Source organism: Limimaricola cinnabarinus (genome assembly GCF_002723615.1).
Classification (GTDB): domain Bacteria; phylum Pseudomonadota; class Alphaproteobacteria; order Rhodobacterales; family Rhodobacteraceae; genus Limimaricola; species Limimaricola cinnabarinus_B.
On the sequence record NZ_KZ304953.1, the window covers coordinates 102505 to 120076 of the forward strand.

Below are 17572 nucleotides of genomic sequence, written 5' to 3' on the forward strand. Positions count from 1 at the left end.
CCGCGCGGCCCGATGTTTGCGCAAACGAAAACGGCCGCCCCCCTTGTCCGGGGGGGCGGCCGCATGAAGCGGGGAAACGGGCGTTACTGCGCGGCGGGCGCGGTCTCGGTTTCCATCTCGGTTTCCATCTCGGTCCCCGTTTCGGTTTCCATCTGGGTCCCCATCTCGTTCTCCATCGCCGCCTCCTCGGGGGCCTGGTATTCCGGCAGGGCCTTCAGCTCGTCCTCGGTGGCGCTGATGTAGACGCGGATGTCCGAGCCATCCTCGTTGGTGAGGATCTGCAGGTCGGAGAAATTCACCGCGACCCGCTTTTCGCCGATGCCGAGGAAACCGCCGACGCCGATGACGGCCTGCTCGATCTCGCCCGCATCCGAGGCCACCAGCTCCTCGATCTCGCCGACATTGTCGTCATCGGCACCATAGACCGACGCGCCGTTGAGCTCTTCGGTGCTCAGATCACTGACGGCGGTGGTGGTGTAGCCGTCGCGCTCGATCATGCCGGTGGTCGCGGCCGTGCCCGTGCCCGTGGCCATGCCCGTGTCTGCGGCGGGGGCGGTTTCGGCCATCTCCGTTTCGACCGTCTCCGCTTCGGTCATTTCCGATTCGCCCTCGACCGTCTCGGTTTCGATATCGGTGGTCGTGGTGCTGCCATCCGCCGGTACGGTGACGGCCTCCTCGTCCTCGATCATCGTCGCGGTGGCCGCGGCGGTGGCGGCGGCGCTGGTCTGCTCGACCATGCCCGGCTCGGCGGCCTCGCCATCGGTCATCGCGGTCTCGTCCATGCTGGCCCGCTCGAAGCCGGGGGCGGCCTCCAGCGATTCCTGCGTGGCGTTGATCACGAGGAAGCGCTCGCCGTTCTCGTCATCATAGGTGCGGATCTGGTCCATGGTGATGGCGACATCCTTTTCGCCGATCCCCAGAAAGCCGCCGACCCCGACGATCACGGCGCCCACGGCCCCGTCCTCGGAGATCACCAGGTCGTTGATCTCGCCGATATCGTCCCATTCCTGCTCGGCGAAATCGATCATGTCGCCATTCGCGCCAAGCTCCTGCTGCGAGGCATAGACGCGCATGCCCATGAGGTTCGAGGCATAGAAGTCATCGGCGGTGACCTCGAAGGCCCCCAGGCCCATGCTGTGGGATTCGGCGTAGGCGGTCGTTCCCATGACGAGCGCGGTCGCCGCGGAAGTGAGAAGGAGTTTCATCTTTCAGAACCTTTCGTCCTAATGCCGGGTCTGCGGCCGCCCTTTGGACGCCGCCCCGGTTCTGAGCCGGAAACCCCCCAGCCGGGGGAAGGTTGCACCCTTCGAGAGCTATATTTGCATGAGGCCAGTGGGCGATGATCGACCGGCCGGTTCCGGCCGATCGCAGCGCGCGAAACCGGCCGAATCCGGCCTGTTTCATACCCCGCCGCGGCGATTGCGGCGGGCCGCGTATCGGGGCAGGTTGGAGGCGCTCTTGCCACGAAGGACCCCTCATGCCGCTGCGCTCCATGCTCTACGTGCCCGCCTCCAATGCCCGCGCCCTGGCCAAGGCGCGCGACCTGCCTTGCGACGCGCTGATTCTCGATCTCGAGGACGCGGTCGCCCCGGCGGCCAAGCAGGAAGCACGCGCGGCGCTGGGCGCGGCGCTTGCGGAAAGGGGGAGGGCGGCGCAGCTCCGGCTGGTGCGGATCAACGGGCTCGGCACACCCTGGGGCGCCGAGGATCTCGCGGCGCAGGCGGGCTGGGAGTGCGACGGCATCGTGGTGCCGAAGGTCGATGAGGCGGCGGATCTCGACGCGGTGGCGGCCCGGACGGAGCGGCCGCTCTGGGCGATGATCGAGACCGCCCGCGGCGTGCTGCGCGCGGCCGAGATCTGCGCGCATCCGCGGCTGTCGGGGATCGTGATGGGCACCAATGATCTGGGGCGCGAGATCGGCCTGAGGCCGACCGCCGACCGCTTCGCGCTCCTGACCGCGTTGCAGGGCGCGCTTCTGGCCGCGCGCGCGCATGGCGTCGCCGCGATCGACGGGGTCTGCAACGCGCTGGACGATGCCGCGCGGCTCGAGGCCGAATGCGCGCAGGGGCGCGATCTGGGTTTCGACGGCAAGAGCCTCATCCATCCCGCGCAGATCGCCGCCGCCAATGCCGCCTTCGCGCCCGGCGCGGAAGAGATCGATCTCGCCCGCCGCCGCATCGCCGCCTTCGAGGCGGTGCTGGCCGAGGGGCAGGGGGTGGCCGTGGTCGATGGCGAGATCGTCGAGGCGCTGCATGTCGAGGCCGCGCGGGCGCTGCTCGATCTGGCGCGGAAGCTGGAGGAGGGCCGGGCTTCCTGATCCGGCCTTCCCGCCCGGCGGCGGCCTCGTGGCGCCGGGTGGTTTTCATCCCCCGCGCGCTGGTGCAAGTCTGGCCCGAACCTTTCTTGCTTCGGAGCCATGCCATGATGATCTACCGCCTTCTTACCGCCGACGACACCTCGGCCTTCTGCCACAAGGTGACCGAAGCCCTGTCGAAGGGATGGGAGCTCTACGGCCAGCCGACCTATGCCTTCGACGCCGCCAATGGCGTGATGCGCTGCGGGCAGGCCGTGACCAAGGAGGCCGATGTCGAGTATTCCGCCGATCTGAAGCTCGGCCAGCTCTGAGGCTGCGCGGATCGCCGCGGCCTTCGAGATTCCGCATCCGCCCGGCATCCGTGATCACAGCCTTCGGGAGTGTGATCACGCCGGGCGGAATCCTGCCTGATTCCGGGATTTTTCAGCATTCAGCAGCGTCGTGGCGGGTGACAGGCCGCGCAAAATCGCTAGGGATAGGCCAGCCGGGGCCGCGGCAACGCAGGCCCGCACGCCAGATAAGGACGACGCCATGGCCGATGTGAACCGGGGCAACCGCCCTCTTTCGCCCCATATCACCATCTACCGCCCGCAGATCACCTCGATCACCTCGATCCTGACGCGGATCACCGGCAACGCGATGATCGTCGCCGCCGCGCTGATCGTCTGGTGGTTTGCCGCTGCTGCCGCCGGCCCGGCGAGCTTCGCCACCGCCGACGGCTTCCTGCGCAGCTGGTTCGGCGATCTGGTGCTGTTCTTCTCGGTGCTGGGCCTGTGGTACCACACGCTGGCGGGCATCCGGCACCTGATCTGGGACGAGGTGAAGATGCTCGAGATCGACAAGGCCGAGCTTCTGGGCCAGATCATCCTGATCGTCTCGGTCCTGCTCACCATCTTCACCGTCGTCGTTCTCTGAAGGGGCAACCAATGGCTTACCTGACCGACCGCAAGCGCGCGCACGGCCTCGGCGCCTCGCATTCCGGGACCCGCCAGCACTGGCGCATGAGCATGTCCTCGGTGGCGCTGGCCGTGCTGATTCCGCTCTTCGTCTTTACCTTCGGCGCGGTGCTGGGCGGCACCTATGAAGAGGTGGTGATCTACTACCAGCGTCCGATTCCGGCGGCGATCGCCGTGCTGACCTTCATCGTCGGCTTCTGGCATTTCCGCGCCGGCGCCCAGGTGATGATCGAGGATTACGCGCAGGGCTTCGCCCGCCGCGCGCTGATCATCGGCGTGACCTGCCTTTCCTATGCTCTGGCCGCGATCGGCGTTCTCGCCCTGATCCGCCTCGCCCTCTGATCGGAGACCCCTGATGGCAGCCTACGAATACGAAACCCACGAATACGACGTGGTGGTGGTCGGCGCCGGCGGCGCGGGCCTGCGCGCGACCCTCGGCATGGCCGAGCAGGGCCTGCGCACCGCCTGCATCTCCAAGGTCTTCCCGACCCGCAGCCACACCGTCGCGGCGCAGGGCGGCATCGCCGCCTCCCTGGGCAACATGGGCCCCGACAGCTGGCAGTGGCACATGTACGACACGGTGAAGGGCTCCGACTGGCTCGGCGACACCGACGCCATGGAATACCTCGCCCGCGAGGCCCCCAAGGCGGTCTACGAGCTGGAGCATTACGGCGTGCCGTTTTCGCGCACCGAAGAGGGCAAGATCTACCAGCGCCCCTTTGGCGGCCACACCACCGAATACGGCGAAGGCCCGCCGGTGCAGCGCACCTGCGCCGCCGCCGACCGCACCGGCCACGCGATCCTGCACACGCTCTACGGACAAAGCCTCAAGCAGAAGGCCGAGTTCTACATCGAGTATTTCGCCATCGACCTGCTGATGGATGATGACGGCACCTGCCGCGGCGTTCTGGCGTGGAAGCTCGATGACGGCACCATGCATGTCTTCGCCGCCAAGACCGTGGTTCTGGCCACGGGCGGCTATGGCCGGGCCTATTTCTCGGCGACCTCGGCCCATACCTGCACCGGCGATGGCGGCGGCATGGTGGCGCGGGCGGGCCTGCCGCTGCAGGACATGGAGTTCGTGCAGTTCCACCCGACCGGCATCTACGGCGCGGGCTGCCTCATCACCGAAGGCGCGCGCGGCGAGGGCGGCTACCTCACCAACTCCGAGGGCGAGCGCTTCATGGAGCGCTACGCACCCACCTACAAGGATCTCGCCTCGCGCGACGTGGTCTCGCGCTGCATGACCATGGAGATCCGCGAGGGGCGCGGCGTCGGCAAGGATGGCGACCATATCCATCTGCACCTCAACCACCTGCCGCCCGAGACCCTCGCCGAGCGCCTGCCCGGCATCTCGGAATCGGCGCGGATCTTTGCGGGCGTGGACCTCACGAAAGAGCCGATCCCGGTTCTGCCGACCGTGCATTACAACATGGGCGGCATTCCCACGAACTACTGGGGCGAGGTGCTCAACCCGACGAGCGACAACCCCGATGCCGTCACGCCCGGCCTGATGGCCGTGGGCGAGGCGGGCTGCGCCAGCGTGCACGGCGCCAACCGTCTGGGCTCCAACTCGCTGATCGACCTCGTGGTCTTCGGCCGCGCCGCAGCGATCCGCGCGCGCGAGGTGGTCGATCCCGCGACCGCCGTGAAGGCCCCGGCCAAGGCCGCGATCGAGAAGGCGTTCGACCGCTTCGACGGGCTGCGCCATGCCAAGGGCGGCGTGCCCACCGCCGAGCTGCGCATCGAGATGCAGCGCAACATGCAGGCCGACGCGGCGGTGTTCCGCACCGACAAGACGCTGGCGGAAGGCATGAAGAAGATGCAGGCCACGGCGGCGAAGATGGACGATCTGCATGTCACCGACCGCAGCCTCGTGTGGAACTCCGACCTGATGGAGACGCTGGAGTTGGCGAACCTGATGCCCAACGCGCTGGCCACCATCACCGCCGCCGAGGCGCGCAAGGAGAGCCGCGGCGCCCATGCGCATGAGGACTACCCCGACCGCGACGACGAGACTTGGCGCAAGCACTCGCTCGCCTGGGTCGAGGGCAACAGCGCGCGGCTCGACTACCGGCCGGTGCATCTCGATCCGCTGACCGAAGAATCGGATGGCGGCATCGAGATCAAGAAGATCGCGCCCAAGGCGCGGGTCTACTGATGCGCTCCGCGCTGCTCCTCGTACTGCCCCTTCTGGCGGCGGCCTGCACCCAGGCCCCGCTGTCGCCGCTCGACGCGGCGCGGGTCTGCGAGGAGCGGGCGCGGGCGGCACAGGCGCCGACCGGCGCCGTCAGCATCGGCGCCAGCTCGCGCAGCGGGCTGTCGACCGGGCTTTCGATCGGCGTCAGCGGCGACTATCTGCGCGGGCGCGATCCGCTCGCCGTCTACGAAGACTGCGTCCTGTCCCGCAGCGGCCAGCTCCCCGTGCGCCCGCCACGTCTGAGATGACCAGATCCCATGCGACGACGACCGGGGCCCCGCGCCCCGGCGCTTTCCCCAAGGAGACCTGACCATGGTCCAGCTCACCCTGCCCAAGAACAGCCGCATCACCCACGGCAAGACCTGGCCCAAGCCCGAAGGGGCCAAGTCGCTCAAGAAGATCCAGATCTACCGCTGGAACCCCGATGACGGGAAGAACCCGCGCGTCGACACCTATTTCATCGATCTCGACGATTGCGGGCCGATGATTCTCGATGCGCTGATCAAGATCAAATCCGAGATCGACCCGACCCTGACCTTCCGCCGCTCCTGCCGCGAGGGGATCTGCGGCTCCTGCGCGATGAACATCGACGGGATCAACACGCTGGCCTGCACCTACGGGCTCGACGAGGTCGCGGGCGACATCAAGATCTACCCGCTGCCGCACATGCCGGTGGTCAAGGACCTGATCCCCGACCTCACGCATTTCTACGCGCAGCACGCCTCGATCAAGCCCTGGCTCGAGACCGAGACCAACACGCCCGCCAAGGAATGGCGCCAGTCGATCGAGGACCGCAAGAAGCTCGACGGTCTTTACGAGTGCATCATGTGCGCGTCCTGCTCGACGGCCTGCCCCTCCTACTGGTGGAACGGCGACCGCTATCTCGGGCCGGCGGCGCTTCTGCACGCCTATCGCTGGATCGTCGACAGCCGCGACGAGGCGACGGGCGAGCGGCTCGACGATCTCGAGGACGAGTTCAAGCTCTACCGCTGCCACACCATCATGAACTGCGCCAAGACCTGCCCCAAGGGGCTGAACCCGGCCAAGGCGATCCAGTCGATCAAGCACATGATGGTCGAGCGCGCCGTCTGACAAGACCATCGCCCGGCGCGGGAAGCGCGCCGGGCGATCATCGTATCCGCGCGCCGGGCGAGGCCGCGGCACCGCTGCCATGGGCAGGGGTACGGCGGTACGGGGGCCTCAGGCGAAAGCGGCTTCCAGCGCGATCTCCACCATCTCTCCGAAGCTCTGCTCGCGCTCGATGGCGGGCAGGTCCTCGCCGGTGACGAGGTGGTCCGACACGGTCAGCACCGCGAGCGCGCGCCGCTTGTGCCGCGCGGCCAGCGTGTAAAGCTCCGCCGCCTCCATCTCCACCGCCAAGATGCCGTGCCGCACCATCTGCTCATGCAGGTCGGGGCGCTCGTCATAGAAGGTGTCCGAGGAATAGATCCCGCCCACATGGGTGGCCGTGCCCCGCTTGGATGCGGCCTCATGCGCGGCGCGCAACAGCCCGAAATCGGCATGCGGCGCGTAATGGATCTCGCGCAGCATCGCCCGCGAGGGGTTGCCCACGCTCGACGCCGTCATGGCGAGGATCACGTCGCGCACCGCGATATCGGCCTGCATCGCGCCGCAGGAGCCGATGCGGATCAGCGTCTGCGCGTCATAGTCGCGGATCAGCTCGTTGGCATAGATCGACAGCGACGGCATGCCCATGCCGGAGCCCTGGATGGTCACCGGGTTGCCGCGCCATGTCCCGGTGAAGCCGAGCATGCCGCGCACCTCGTTGATGCATTCCGGGGCGTCGAGGAAATTCTGCGCGGCCCATTTCGCGCGCAGCGGGTCGCCGGGCATGAGAACGGTCGGGGCGATATCGCCCGCCTTTGCGCCGATATGCGTGCTCATTCTCTGTCCTTCCAAGGATGAAAAAAGGCCGGGCTGCAAAGCCCGGCCCCGACATTCAGATCTCGAAATCCGACAGCGGTCGCCCGGCAGCCTCGGCTTCGTTGATCCAGCGCGGTTTGCGGCCGCGGCCCGACCAGGTCTGGGTCGGATCTTCGGGATTGCGGTATTTGGGCGGGTTCTTGGTCTTGGATTTCTTGCCCTTGCTTGCGGAGTCCGCAAGATCGGCCAGGGAAAACCCGTGTTCGGCGGCTGCGCGTTCCGCGGCTTCCAGGGCGGCTTTGCGCTCGCGTTGCGAAACGGTGGACAATGCCTCGTCGATCTCCTTGCGAAGCTTTTCGAGATCCTGACGGGACATCTCGTTCAGGTTGTGATCCATCTGGTTGATCTTTCTGTTGAATAGAAGCCGTATTGACTACTCTTTATTGCAATGTTCAACAAAAAGCTACGAGTTATCCTAAAGGTTAGGTCGGGTGACGGCGTGGCAATGCATTTCCCGAAACCACCATGTGAGATAGATCATCGAGAAACGTCTCGGCTGTCGTCTCGTGAATGTTTCGTAACGTCACGCTTTCGTGCAATTCGCCGAGCAGGGGCGGAGCGGCATCGAATGCAACGAGGCCAAGCATTGGAATGGGCCCGAAACCGGCCTTTTGCAGCTCCATGACCGTGCTATTCGCCATTCGGATAGATTGCGCATTCGAAAGGCCGAAGATCAGCACATGGGGCTTGTCGCGATAGGCGAGGGGGACGATTTCGGCAGGCATCCGGCGCGCGCCGCAATCGCATAATGAGACACCGCAATCCTGCGCGGCGCGCAAAAGCGGATGACCGGACCAGGGGCGGGCATCGAGACCGGGGCGCACCAGCAGCATGGTCATCGGCCGCGACAGGCCGCGCATTGCCGCATCGAGCCGCGCGCAGGCCGCCATCCGCTCGCCTCGGGGGGGCGGGGCCGTGACAGGAGCAGGGGCAGGGGCGGGCGCGGCCGCCCGGGGCAGGGCGCCGCCCAGCGTGGCGGCCCATTCGCCCGTGGTCACCCCCGCCTTGGCGCAGGCGACCGACGGCCCCATGACATTGATGCCGCGCTTGGCCGCCTCGCGCAGCGCCAGCAGCGATTTCTGTACGGCATTGCCGTCGCGCTCCCGGCGCCAGCGGGCCAGCGCCGCGTTTCGACCGGCGTCGATCTCCTGCGGTGCGGAGGGCGGGGCCATTGTCGCCGCGGGGCGCGACAGCCAGGCCGCCGCGCCCTCGGCCGTTTCCCGCTGCGACAGCGCGGCGCGCAGCGCATCGCATCCCGGCACGGCGGCATCGACAAAGCTCGGCGCGTCGCGGCCATCCGGGTAGAGCACCAGATCCTCGGGCAGCGCGAAGCCCGGCCCGTGGCGTTCGACCAGAAGCGCGCGCCACAGCTGCGACAGGAGGGCCCCCGCCGCGCGGTCGCCGGGGCCGTTGCCCGGCATGAGAAACTCCACCCCCGTCGCCGCGGCGCGCAGATGCTGCGGCCGCTCGCGCCGCGCCGTCGCCGCCAGAAGCGCCAGCCCCGAATGCAGCGCCGCCACGAGCGGGCGCAGCGCATCGCCCTCGACCGGTGCCGCGACCCGCAGCCGCGCGCCGCGCAGCCCCGGCAGGGCGCGCCGGCTCCATGAGAGGGTATCGGCCGCAAGATCGAGCGCGGCCTCGCTCGACCATGACGGCGCGGCAGGGCCGCGATAGAGATCGAGCGCATCGTTGCACAGCGCCCCGCGCAGCGCGCCCGTGCCGCCGGGCCAGGCTTCGGCCAGCGCCACGAGCATGGCCAGAAGCCACGGCCCCGTCGCATCGGCGTCGATCACCACAGGCCCGGTGGCGGGGCGCGCCAGCAGCGCCGCCAGATCGCCCAGATGGGCGATGGCCGGGCCTTCCCGGCCCACCAGCCCGCATGCCAGCGGATGATCGGAATCAAAGCCCGCGCGCGTCGGCAGATCGGGGCGAAGCCGGATCGGCGCGGGGCCGTCCTTCGGCCGGGGCAGGGGGGAAGGCTTGGTCATGGCAAGGTCCGGTTCGTGGCGGCGAGATCGATCACCGCCCCCAAACCGGGCCGAGATCGCGTTTCATCCTTGGCGGGAAACTCCCGCCTTCTGCGGGCCCTCATGATGGGCCTTCCATCCGCGAGCGTCCAGACCGGGCCGACCGCTCCGGCCGCCTCGGGGGCATTTGCGCGGGATCGGCCCCGCGAGGTGTGGTCAAAACGCATCGTCCGGGCCGCTGCGGCGCAATGCCGGTATGGCCACGCGCATCTCGGCGCTACCCTCTGCCGCCCGATTGCGGCAGGGTCGGGCCATGTTCCGCCCCGTCGAGATCCCGCTCTGGCTTCTGGTGCTGATCGTGCTTTTCGCCACGGTCACCTTCGCCTCGCATTTTCTATTTCCCTCGGTCCGCTGGTTCTTTCGCAAGCGGATGGAGCGCGCGGTGGCGCGGCTCAACACCCGGCTCGCGCGGCCGATCGAGCCGTTCAAGCTGGCGCGCCGCCACGACATGATCCAGCGGCTGATCTACGATCCGGCGGTGGCGCAGGCGATCGTCGAGCACGCGCAAAGCCACGGCGTGCCCGAGAACGTGGCTTTCGAGCTGGCCGGGGATTATGCGCGCGAGATCGTGCCTTCCTTTTCGGCCACGGCCTATTTCACCTTCGGCACGCGGGCGGCGAAATGGCTCAGCCGGGCGCTCTACCGGATCCGGCTCGGGGCCTTCGACCGCGACGCGCTCGACGCGATCGACGCCGATGCGGCGGTGGTCTTCGTGATGAACCACCGCTCCAACATGGATTACGTGCTGGTGACATGGCTCGCCGCGCGCACCTCGGCGCTCTCCTACGCGGTGGGCGAATGGGCGCGGGTCTGGCCGCTGGCGCCGCTGATCCGGGCGATGGGGGCCTATTTCATCCGCCGCCGGGATCGCGGCGCGCTCTATCGCCGGGTGTTGCAGCGCTATGTGCAGATGGCGACGGCGGGGGGCGTGACGCAGGCGATCTTTCCCGAGGGGGGCCTGAGCCTCACCGGCCGGATGGCACCCCCGAAGACGGGGCTTCTGGGCCATATCGTCGAGGATTTCGGCAACCATCCGCGCGACGTGATCTTCGTGCCGGTGGCGCTGAATTACGACCGGGTGCTCGAGGACCGGGTGCTGATCGGCGCCGGTGCGGCGGGCAACCGGCGGTTTCGCGTGCCGCCCGCGCGGCTGGCGGGCGCGGTGCTGGGGCATCTGGGCCAGCGGCTGACGGGGCGGTTTCGCGGCTTCGGCACGGCCTCGGTGGGTTTCGGCGCGCCATTGTCGCTGGCCGAATTCCTGGGCGGAGCCGCGCCGCAGCCGCAGGATACGGCGCGGCTGTCGCGCGAGATGATGTCGCGGATCGAGGAGGTGATGCCGGTGCTGCCGGTGCCGCTGGTGGCGGGCATCCTGCTCGATGTCTCGCCGCTGCCGCCCGAGCGGATCGAGATCCGCGTCGCCGCCTGCCTCGGCATGCTGCATGCGCGCGGCGTCGCCCTGCCGCGCCGCGACGCCGCCCGGATCACCGCCGATGCGCTCGACAACCTGCTGCGGCGCGGGCTGCTGGTCGAGGGCGGCGAGGGGCTGCGCCCGGCCCCCGGCGCGGAGCCGGTGCTGCGCTTTTACGCGGCCTCGGTCGCGCATCATTTCGAGCCCGCGCGCCTTGCCGCGGCAGCACCCGATCTCAGCCCTCCGACGCCGGGGCGCTGAGCGTGAAGGGCGCGGCGGGCGCCACCAGATCATCGGTGCCGAGGCTGTCGGTCGGCTTGGCCAGCATCGAGCGGACCACCCAGCGCAGCTCGCGCTCGGCGCGGGTGATCGCCACATAGGCCAGCCGCTTCCACAAGGGCTGCCCGGCTTCGACGCGCCCCATGCGCGAGGCGATCTCGATATCGGGGGCAAAGACCTGCACCGTGTCCCATTGCGAGCCTTGGGCCTTGTGGATCGTCACGGCGGCGCCGTGCAGGAAGGTCGCGCCCATCCGCGCGGCATAGGGAATGAAGGGCTCGGCGTCGCCCTCCTGCTCGATCCGCACGATCGAGGCGGCCGAAAGCTGCGGCTCGGGCGCGCCCATCACGTGCAGCCGCGAAAACCCCGGCTTGCGACCGGGGCCCATATAGACCACCTGCGCCCCCTTGATCAGGCCGCGCGCTTCCAGATCGAGCCGCTTCTTGCGGTGCTTCAGGGGCAGCTCGATGCCGTCGCAGATGAGCGGCTCGCCCGGCAGCAGGTCGCCCTCGGGCGCGCCGTAAGCGGCGCGGAAGGCGTGAATGAGGCGGATGCGCGTGGCGTTGCGCCACACCAGCACCGGGCTGCGCGCCATCAGCTCGGCCTCGACCCGGCGCGCCATCACCACGCGCTCGTCGCGGCTCGCGGCCTCCTGCACCAGCCGCTCGAAGGCATAGAAATCGACCTGCGGATCGGCCAGCGCATGGGCCAGATCGAGAATCGGGTTGTCGGCATCCTGCCGGTGGATGCGGTGCAGCACGTGCTTGTCGGCATCCTTCATCGCGTCGAACACCATCCCGCCCGAGGACTGCACGGGCGGCAGCTGCGCCGGATCGCCGAACAGCACCAGCGTCGGGAAGATCTCTTTCAGATCCTCGACCTGCTTTTCGTCGAGCATCGAGGATTCGTCGATGAAGCCGATGTCGAGCGGCTCCTCGCGGCGCTTCCAGCCGGTGATGAAATCCGAACCCCTGAGCCCCGCGGCCGCGAGTGCTGCGGGCACCGAGCCATGGGTGGCGAAGGCGGAAGCGGCGCGGGCCAGCGCCTCCTCGGTGAGGCCCTCAATATTGGGCTTTTCGCCATCGCCGCCGAGCCATTCGGCGATCTTCTCGTATTCGGGGTCGTAGACCGGGGTGTAGAGGATGCGGTGGATCGTGGTGGCGGGAACGCCGCGATTGCGCAGCACGCTCGCCGCCTTGTTGGTCGGCGCGAGAATGGCCAGCGTGCGCCGGTCCTTTTTCCTGCGCCCCTCCCAATCGCCCGAAACGATGTCGACGCCCGCCTCCTTGAGCTTTCGCGTGAGTTCCGCCAGCAGCAGCGTCTTGCCCGAGCCGGCCTTGCCGATCACGGCGATGGCGCGGCGGGCATCCGAGGCGGGCGCGCTCAGAAGCTCGTCATCGAGATCCACGCCGGTCGAGCGCAGAAGCTGCGTCACGGCATCCCAGGCTTCGGCCTGGTCGGAGGAGAAGGTCACGGCGGCAGGAAGGGTCATGGCGCGACCCTATCCGCGCGCCGCGGCGGGGGCCAGAGGCGGTGCGGCGCCTATTCGGCGCGGTGCGGCGCCTTGCCCGGCTCATCGGGGGCGGTGGCAAGCTCGCGCGCCGCCTGTCCCGCCGCCTCGGAGAGCCTCTGGGCGAATTGCGGCAGCCCGTTGCGGCGGGCATAGGTTTCAAGATCGGTCAATACGTCGAACATCCAGCGATGGGACATCGGTGCTCCTCTTCGCCTGCTACCGCTCACCGGGATCAACCTAGCATGGCGCAGCCCCGCGGCGGGAGGGGCGGAATAGCGGGGATTTTAGCGGCCTTCAGCGCCGCCACCCGGCAAAGGCCGCCGAGGCCGCCCAGCCCGCCGCGATCGCCAGAACGAGCGACAGGAGCCCGTAGAGCGGCGCGCGCTCCTGCGCGAAGTCGAACATCCAGCGCTCGATGCCGACCTTGCGCACGCCGATCACCGTCTCGTAGCTGTTGATCACCTTACCGCCGCGCGTCAGGAAGATGCGGGTGGTGTAATTGCCGGCGACCAGGTCGGCGGGCAGGGCCAGCGCCGTGCGAAACAGCGTCTCGCGGTCGAGATCCACCGCCCCCTCCTGCAGCCGGTAGACCCCCTGCGCCTCGCGGATTCGCACCAGCGCCGCGACGTGATCGGCCGTCTCGAAGGCGCGGTTGCCCGCCGCGCGGATCGCGCGGGAGGTCGAGATCGCCAGCCGCAGATCCTCGGTGATGCCCAGCACATCGTCCAAGGGGCCGGTGGTGGCGACGGCGTAGAAGGTCGGCGCGCCCTTGATCGTCACCGGATCGGTGTTGACCCAGATGCCCGCGCGCCGCTCCTTGCGATGCACGACCGCGGTCTCGGAAGGGCCCGCCACGGTGACCACGACCTCGAGCGGATCGGCGTTCACCGGCGGCGGCGCCTCGCGGTGGACCGCGCCGAAGATCAGGATGTCGGAGCCGTCGAAGGTCGCGGTGATGGCGACCTGGTCGCGGCTCAGCCCGAGCACGATCTCCTCGGCGCGGGCGGGAGAGGCGAGCGCCAGAAGCAGGAGCGCCAGTCGGATCATTGCGCCGTCACCGGCTGGATCTCGTAAAGCTCGGAGGGCTCCAGCACCAGCCCCAGCGCCAGCTGCCCGCAGACCGCGAGCACAAGGAGCGCCAGCAGGATGCGCAGCTGCTCGGCCTTCATCCGCGCGCCGATGCGGGTGCCGAACTGCGCCCCGATCACCCCGCCCGCGATCAGCAGGAGCGCCAGCGCGATATCGACCGTCTGGTTGGTCACCGCGTGCAGCATGGTGGTGAAGCCGGTGACGAAGATGATCTGGAACAGCGAGGTGCCGATCACGACCTTGGTGGGCATGCCGAGGAGGTAGATCATCGCCGGCACCATGACGAAGCCGCCGCCCACCCCCATGATCGCCGCCAGAACGCCGACCGAAAGCCCCACGAGCAGGGGTGGGATCGCCGAAATGTAGAGCCCCGAGACGCGGAACTTCATCTTCAGGGGCAGCGCATGGACCCAGTAATGCTTGCGCCGCTTGGGCCGCGCGCCGGGGCGGCGCGACTTGATCAGCGCGTTCAGGCTCTCGACGAACATCATCGCGCCGACCGTGCCGAGAAAGATCACGTAGCTCAGCTCGACCAGCAGATCGACCTGACCGCGCGCCTTGAGCCAGTTGAACACCACGATCCCGAGCGCCGACCCCATCAGGCCGCCCGCGAGCAGCACCGATCCCATCGCGATATCGACGGTGCGCCGCCGCAGATGGCCCAAGAGCGCCGAGAAGGAGGAGGCGACGATCTGGTTGGTCGAGGTGGCGACGGCCACGGCGGGCGGGATGCCCGCGAGAAACAGCAGCGGCGTGATGAGAAAGCCGCCGCCGACGCCGAACATCCCCGACAGCACGCCGACCAGACCGCCGAGGCCGAGGATCAGGAAGATGTTGACCGAAACCTCGGCGATGGGGAGGTAGAGCTGCATGGCATGCCTTTTGCGACGGGGCGATTAAGTCAGCCCCCGGGGGGATTTCCAAGCCCCCCGGCGCAAAGAATGCCGCGACGCGGCATAATCAGCCCATGTCGCGCAGCATCCGCCGCAGCACCTGTTCGAGCTTGGCCGCGCCCAAGGGCGCCATGGCCTTTGTGTGCTCATGGCCGATCTTCTCGTCGGACATGCCGGCGGCCATGTTGGTGATCGCCGAGACGGCAAGCGCGCGCAGCCCCATGAAGCGCGCGAGGATCACCTCGGGCACGGTCGACATGCCGACCGCATCGGCGCCCAGCGTACGGATCGCGCGGATTTCGGCCGGGGTCTCGAAGGAGGGGCCGGAATACCAGGCATAGACGCCCTCATGCATCTCGACCTCCTCGGCCTTGGCCGCGGCATGCAGCAGCGCCCGCAGATCGGCGTCATGCGCGTCGCCCATCGGCACGAAGCGCCGGTCGGTCTGCTCTCCGATCAGGGGGTTCATCCCCGAGAAGTTGATGTGATCCGACAGCGCCATGATCGAGCCGGTGGGCATTTCCGAGCGCAGCGAGCCCGCGGCATTGGTCAGGATCACCGCCTCGGCGCCGAGCTCCTTGAGCACTTCGAGCGGCAGGCGCATCTCGTTGGGATTGCCGCGCTCGTAGTAATGCGCCCGCCCGCCGAAGACGGCGACGCGCTGGCCTTCGAGTTCGCCAATGGCGAGCACCGGGTTGTGGCCCGACACGCCCGCATGGGGAAAGCCCGAAAGCTGGTCATAGGGGATGGTCACGCCGTCCACGGCGCCCGCGATATGGCCCAGCCCCGAGCCGAGGATCAGCCCGTATTTGACGGGCTCGGATCCGGCCTGGGCCTTGATCAGGCCCGCGAGTTCAACGCTCTTTGACATAGGGTTCGCCTCCGGCGCGGGGCGGGATCGCGCGGCCGACGAAGCCCGCGAGGATCACCACCGTGAGAATATAGGGAAGGGCGTCGAGAAGCTGCACGCCCACTTCGAAGCCGAGCGTGCCCTCGATCACGTCGGGGCGCAGGGCGATCGCCTGCAGGAAGCCGAACAGCAGGCAGGCGCCGAGCGCGTACCAGGGCCGCCACTTGGCGAAGATCAGCGCCGCGAGCGCGATGTAGCCGCGCCCCGCCGTCATGTCCTTGACGAAGCCCGCCTGAAGCCCGGTCGAGAGATAGGCGCCGGCGAGGCCGGTCAGCAGGCCGCAGATCGCCACGGCGGCAAAGCGCAGGCCCACCACCGAGACGCCGGCGGTGTCGACGGCGGCGGGGTTCTCGCCCACCGCGCGCAGCCGCAGGCCGAAGCGGGTGCGAAACAGCACCCACCAGGTCAGCGGCACCATCAGGAGGCCGACATAGACCAGCAGCGTGTGGCCCGAGATCAGCTCGGCATAGATCGGGCCGAGGATGGGAATGTCGCGCATCTCGGCGGCGAGCGGCAGGTCGATCGTCTCGAAACGGGCATTGCCCGACAGCTGCGGCGTGCGGCCGCCCTGTCCGAACCAGCTTTGCGCCACCACCACCGTGAGACCGGCGGCGAGGAAGTTGATCGCGACGCCGGAGATCAGCTGGTTGCCGCGGAAGGTGATCGAGGCGAGGCCATGCACGCCCGAAAGCGCCAGCGCCGCACCGATGCCCGCAACCGTGCCGATCAGCACCGAGCCGCTGGCCGCGGCCACGGCGGCGGTGAGAAAGGCCGAGGCCAGCATCTTGCCTTCGAGGCCGATGTCGAAGATGCCCGCGCGCTCGGAAAACAGCCCCGCGAGACAGGCCAGAAGCAGCGGCGTGGCAAGGCGGATGGTGGTGTCGAGCACCTGCAGAAGGGTCAGGAAATCCATGGGCTCACTCCGCCGGTTCGGTCTTGCGGGCGGGCTTCGGCGCGGGCCTAAGCCTCAGGAACATCGCCTCCAGCGGCATGCGGACCATGTTGTCGAGCGCACCGGTGAAGAGGATCACGAGGGCCTGGATCACCACGATCAGCTCGCGCGGGATCGAGGTCCACAGCGCCAGCTCGGCGCCGCCCTGGTAGAGAAAGCCGAAGAGCAGCGCCGCGAGCAGCACGCCGAAGGGGTGGCTGCGCCCCATCAGCGCCACGGCGATGCCGATGAAGCCCGCGCCCTCGACCGCGTTCAGGACCAGCCGCTCGGCTTCGCCCATGACGTTGTTGATCGCCATCATCCCCGCGAGCCCGCCGGAAATCAGCATGGTGACCACGATGATCCGGGTGGGCGAGATGCCCGCGTATTTCGCCGCCGATTCCGACTGGCCGAAGGCGCGGATCTCGTAGCCCAGCCGGGTGCGCCAGATCAGCGCCCAGACCGCGACGCAGGCGATCAGCGCCACGAAGAACGACACGTTCACCGGCGCGCCGCGAAACAGCGCGGTCTCGGCGGTCGAGAACATGTCCTGGAAGGTCGGCAGATGCGTCGCCTCGGGGAAGCGGCCGGTGGCGGGCTCCATCGAGCCCGAAGGCTTGAGCGCGCCGATCAGCAGGTAGTTCAGCAGCGCCGCGGCGATGAAGTTGAACATGATCGTGGTGATCACGATATGGCTGCCGCGCTTGGCCTGAAGCCAGGCCGGGATCAGCGCCCAGGCCGCCCCGAACAGCGCCGCGCCCACCGCGCCGCCCAAAAGCGCCAGCGTCCAGTGCGGCCAGGGGATGTAGAGCGCGATCAGCGCCACGCCCAAGCCGCCCAGCATCGCCTGGCCCTCGCCGCCGATGTTGAACAGCCGCGCATGGATGGCGATCGCCACGGCAAGGCCGGTGAAGATGAAGTTGGTCGCGTAGTAGAGCGTGTAGCCCCAGGCATAGGTCGAGCCCATCGAGCCATCGACCATCAGCTTGAGCGCGGCCCAGGGGTTCTCGCCGATGGCGAGGATCACCAGCGCCGAGAGAATGGCGGCGAGAAGCAGGCTGATCAGCGGGATCAGCACCACATCCGCCCATTGCGGCATCTTCTGCAT

General features: G+C 68.5%; 19 protein-coding genes. 8 read left to right on the forward strand and 11 right to left on the reverse strand.

The annotated features are described in order from the left end of the window. Nucleotides 1–83 precede the first annotated feature (83 nt). Nucleotides 84–1205 (reverse strand): PRC-barrel domain-containing protein, encoded by a 1122-nt coding sequence (locus CJ301_RS05100; protein ID WP_099274944.1) that lies wholly within the window; start codon nt 1203–1205, stop codon nt 84–86. Nucleotides 1206–1477: 272 nt separating this feature from the next. On the opposite strand from CJ301_RS05100, the gene CJ301_RS05105 reads away from it, so the two are divergent. The 7 genes from CJ301_RS05105 (at nt 1478) to CJ301_RS05135 (ending at nt 6562) form a co-directional block, all read left to right on the forward strand. Beyond that, nucleotides 1478–2317, forward strand: coding sequence for an HpcH/HpaI aldolase/citrate lyase family protein (locus CJ301_RS05105; protein ID WP_099274946.1), 840 nt, complete (start codon nt 1478–1480; stop codon nt 2315–2317). Nucleotides 2318–2421: 104 nt separating this feature from the next. Then, the gene (locus CJ301_RS05110; RefSeq protein ID WP_099274948.1) at nt 2422–2625 is read left to right on the forward strand and encodes a DUF1737 domain-containing protein; all 204 of its coding nucleotides are present in this window, start codon (nt 2422–2424) and stop codon (nt 2623–2625) included. A 220-nt stretch (nt 2626–2845) separates the two neighbouring features. Further along, entirely contained in the window at nt 2846–3229 is a 384-nt protein-coding gene (gene sdhC / locus CJ301_RS05115; RefSeq protein ID WP_099274950.1) for a succinate dehydrogenase, cytochrome b556 subunit, read from the forward strand. Nucleotides 3230–3240: 11 nt separating this feature from the next. Further along, on the forward strand, nt 3241–3612 hold the full coding sequence (sdhD, locus tag CJ301_RS05120; RefSeq protein ID WP_099274952.1) for a succinate dehydrogenase, hydrophobic membrane anchor protein: 372 nt from the start codon (nt 3241–3243) through the stop codon (nt 3610–3612). Between the two features lie 13 nt (nt 3613–3625). Then, the gene (gene sdhA, locus CJ301_RS05125) at nt 3626–5431 is read left to right on the forward strand and encodes a succinate dehydrogenase flavoprotein subunit (protein WP_099274954.1); all 1806 of its coding nucleotides are present in this window, start codon (nt 3626–3628) and stop codon (nt 5429–5431) included. Then, entirely contained in the window at nt 5431–5718 is a 288-nt protein-coding gene (locus CJ301_RS05130; RefSeq protein ID WP_099274957.1) for a hypothetical protein, read from the forward strand. Before sdhA ends, CJ301_RS05130 begins: the two co-directional genes overlap by 1 nt. Before the next feature lie 64 nt (nt 5719–5782). Next, a complete protein-coding gene (locus CJ301_RS05135) occupies nt 5783–6562 on the forward strand; it encodes a succinate dehydrogenase iron-sulfur subunit (protein WP_099274959.1) in 780 nt (259 codons plus the stop codon). A 108-nt stretch (nt 6563–6670) separates the two neighbouring features. Here CJ301_RS05135 and deoD read toward each other — a convergent pair whose 3' ends face one another. The 3 genes from deoD to CJ301_RS05150 all read right to left on the reverse strand — a co-directional run bounded on the left by deoD (nt 6671) and on the right by CJ301_RS05150 (nt 9402). Then, nucleotides 6671–7375, reverse strand: coding sequence for a purine-nucleoside phosphorylase (deoD, locus tag CJ301_RS05140; RefSeq protein WP_099274961.1), 705 nt, complete (start codon nt 7373–7375; stop codon nt 6671–6673). A gap of 55 nt (nt 7376–7430) precedes the next feature. Next, nucleotides 7431–7751, reverse strand: coding sequence for an H-NS histone family protein (locus CJ301_RS05145; protein ID WP_099274964.1), 321 nt, complete (start codon nt 7749–7751; stop codon nt 7431–7433). A gap of 85 nt (nt 7752–7836) precedes the next feature. Next, entirely contained in the window at nt 7837–9402 is a 1566-nt protein-coding gene (locus CJ301_RS05150) for a methylmalonyl-CoA mutase family protein (protein WP_099274966.1), read from the reverse strand. A gap of 292 nt (nt 9403–9694) precedes the next feature. Here CJ301_RS05150 and CJ301_RS05155 point away from each other — a divergent pair, with 292 nt between their 5' ends. Beyond that, complete coding sequence (locus tag CJ301_RS05155; RefSeq protein WP_099274968.1) at nt 9695–11110, forward strand: 1-acyl-sn-glycerol-3-phosphate acyltransferase; 1416 nt, start codon at nt 9695–9697, stop codon at nt 11108–11110. Here the strand turns inward: CJ301_RS05155 and CJ301_RS05160 are convergent. The 7 genes from CJ301_RS05160 to CJ301_RS05185 form a co-directional block, all read right to left on the reverse strand. After that, nucleotides 11085–12620 carry an ATP-dependent DNA helicase gene (locus CJ301_RS05160; RefSeq protein ID WP_099274970.1) on the reverse strand — a complete coding sequence of 512 codons (1536 nt, stop codon included), beginning with the start codon at nt 12618–12620 and terminating at the stop codon, nt 11085–11087. The genes CJ301_RS05155 and CJ301_RS05160 overlap by 26 nt on opposite strands. A 50-nt stretch (nt 12621–12670) precedes the next feature. Next, entirely contained in the window at nt 12671–12838 is a 168-nt protein-coding gene (locus tag CJ301_RS18630; protein WP_162620421.1) for a hypothetical protein, read from the reverse strand. Between the two features lie 97 nt (nt 12839–12935). Then, nucleotides 12936–13688 carry a TIGR02186 family protein gene (locus CJ301_RS05165; protein WP_099274972.1) on the reverse strand — a complete coding sequence of 251 codons (753 nt, stop codon included), beginning with the start codon at nt 13686–13688 and terminating at the stop codon, nt 12936–12938. After that, entirely contained in the window at nt 13685–14602 is a 918-nt protein-coding gene (locus CJ301_RS05170; RefSeq protein ID WP_099274974.1) for a sulfite exporter TauE/SafE family protein, read from the reverse strand. Before CJ301_RS05170 ends, CJ301_RS05165 begins: the two co-directional genes overlap by 4 nt. Nucleotides 14603–14690: 88 nt before the next feature. Beyond that, nucleotides 14691–15494 carry a purine-nucleoside phosphorylase gene (locus tag CJ301_RS05175; RefSeq protein ID WP_099274976.1) on the reverse strand — a complete coding sequence of 268 codons (804 nt, stop codon included), beginning with the start codon at nt 15492–15494 and terminating at the stop codon, nt 14691–14693. Further along, complete coding sequence (locus CJ301_RS05180) at nt 15478–16446, reverse strand: ABC transporter permease (protein WP_099274978.1); 969 nt, start codon at nt 16444–16446, stop codon at nt 15478–15480. Before CJ301_RS05180 ends, CJ301_RS05175 begins: the two co-directional genes overlap by 17 nt. Nucleotides 16447–16450: 4 nt before the next feature. Next, nucleotides 16451–17572, reverse strand: a complete 1122-nt coding sequence (locus tag CJ301_RS05185; protein ID WP_099274980.1) for an ABC transporter permease — start codon at nt 17570–17572, stop codon at nt 16451–16453.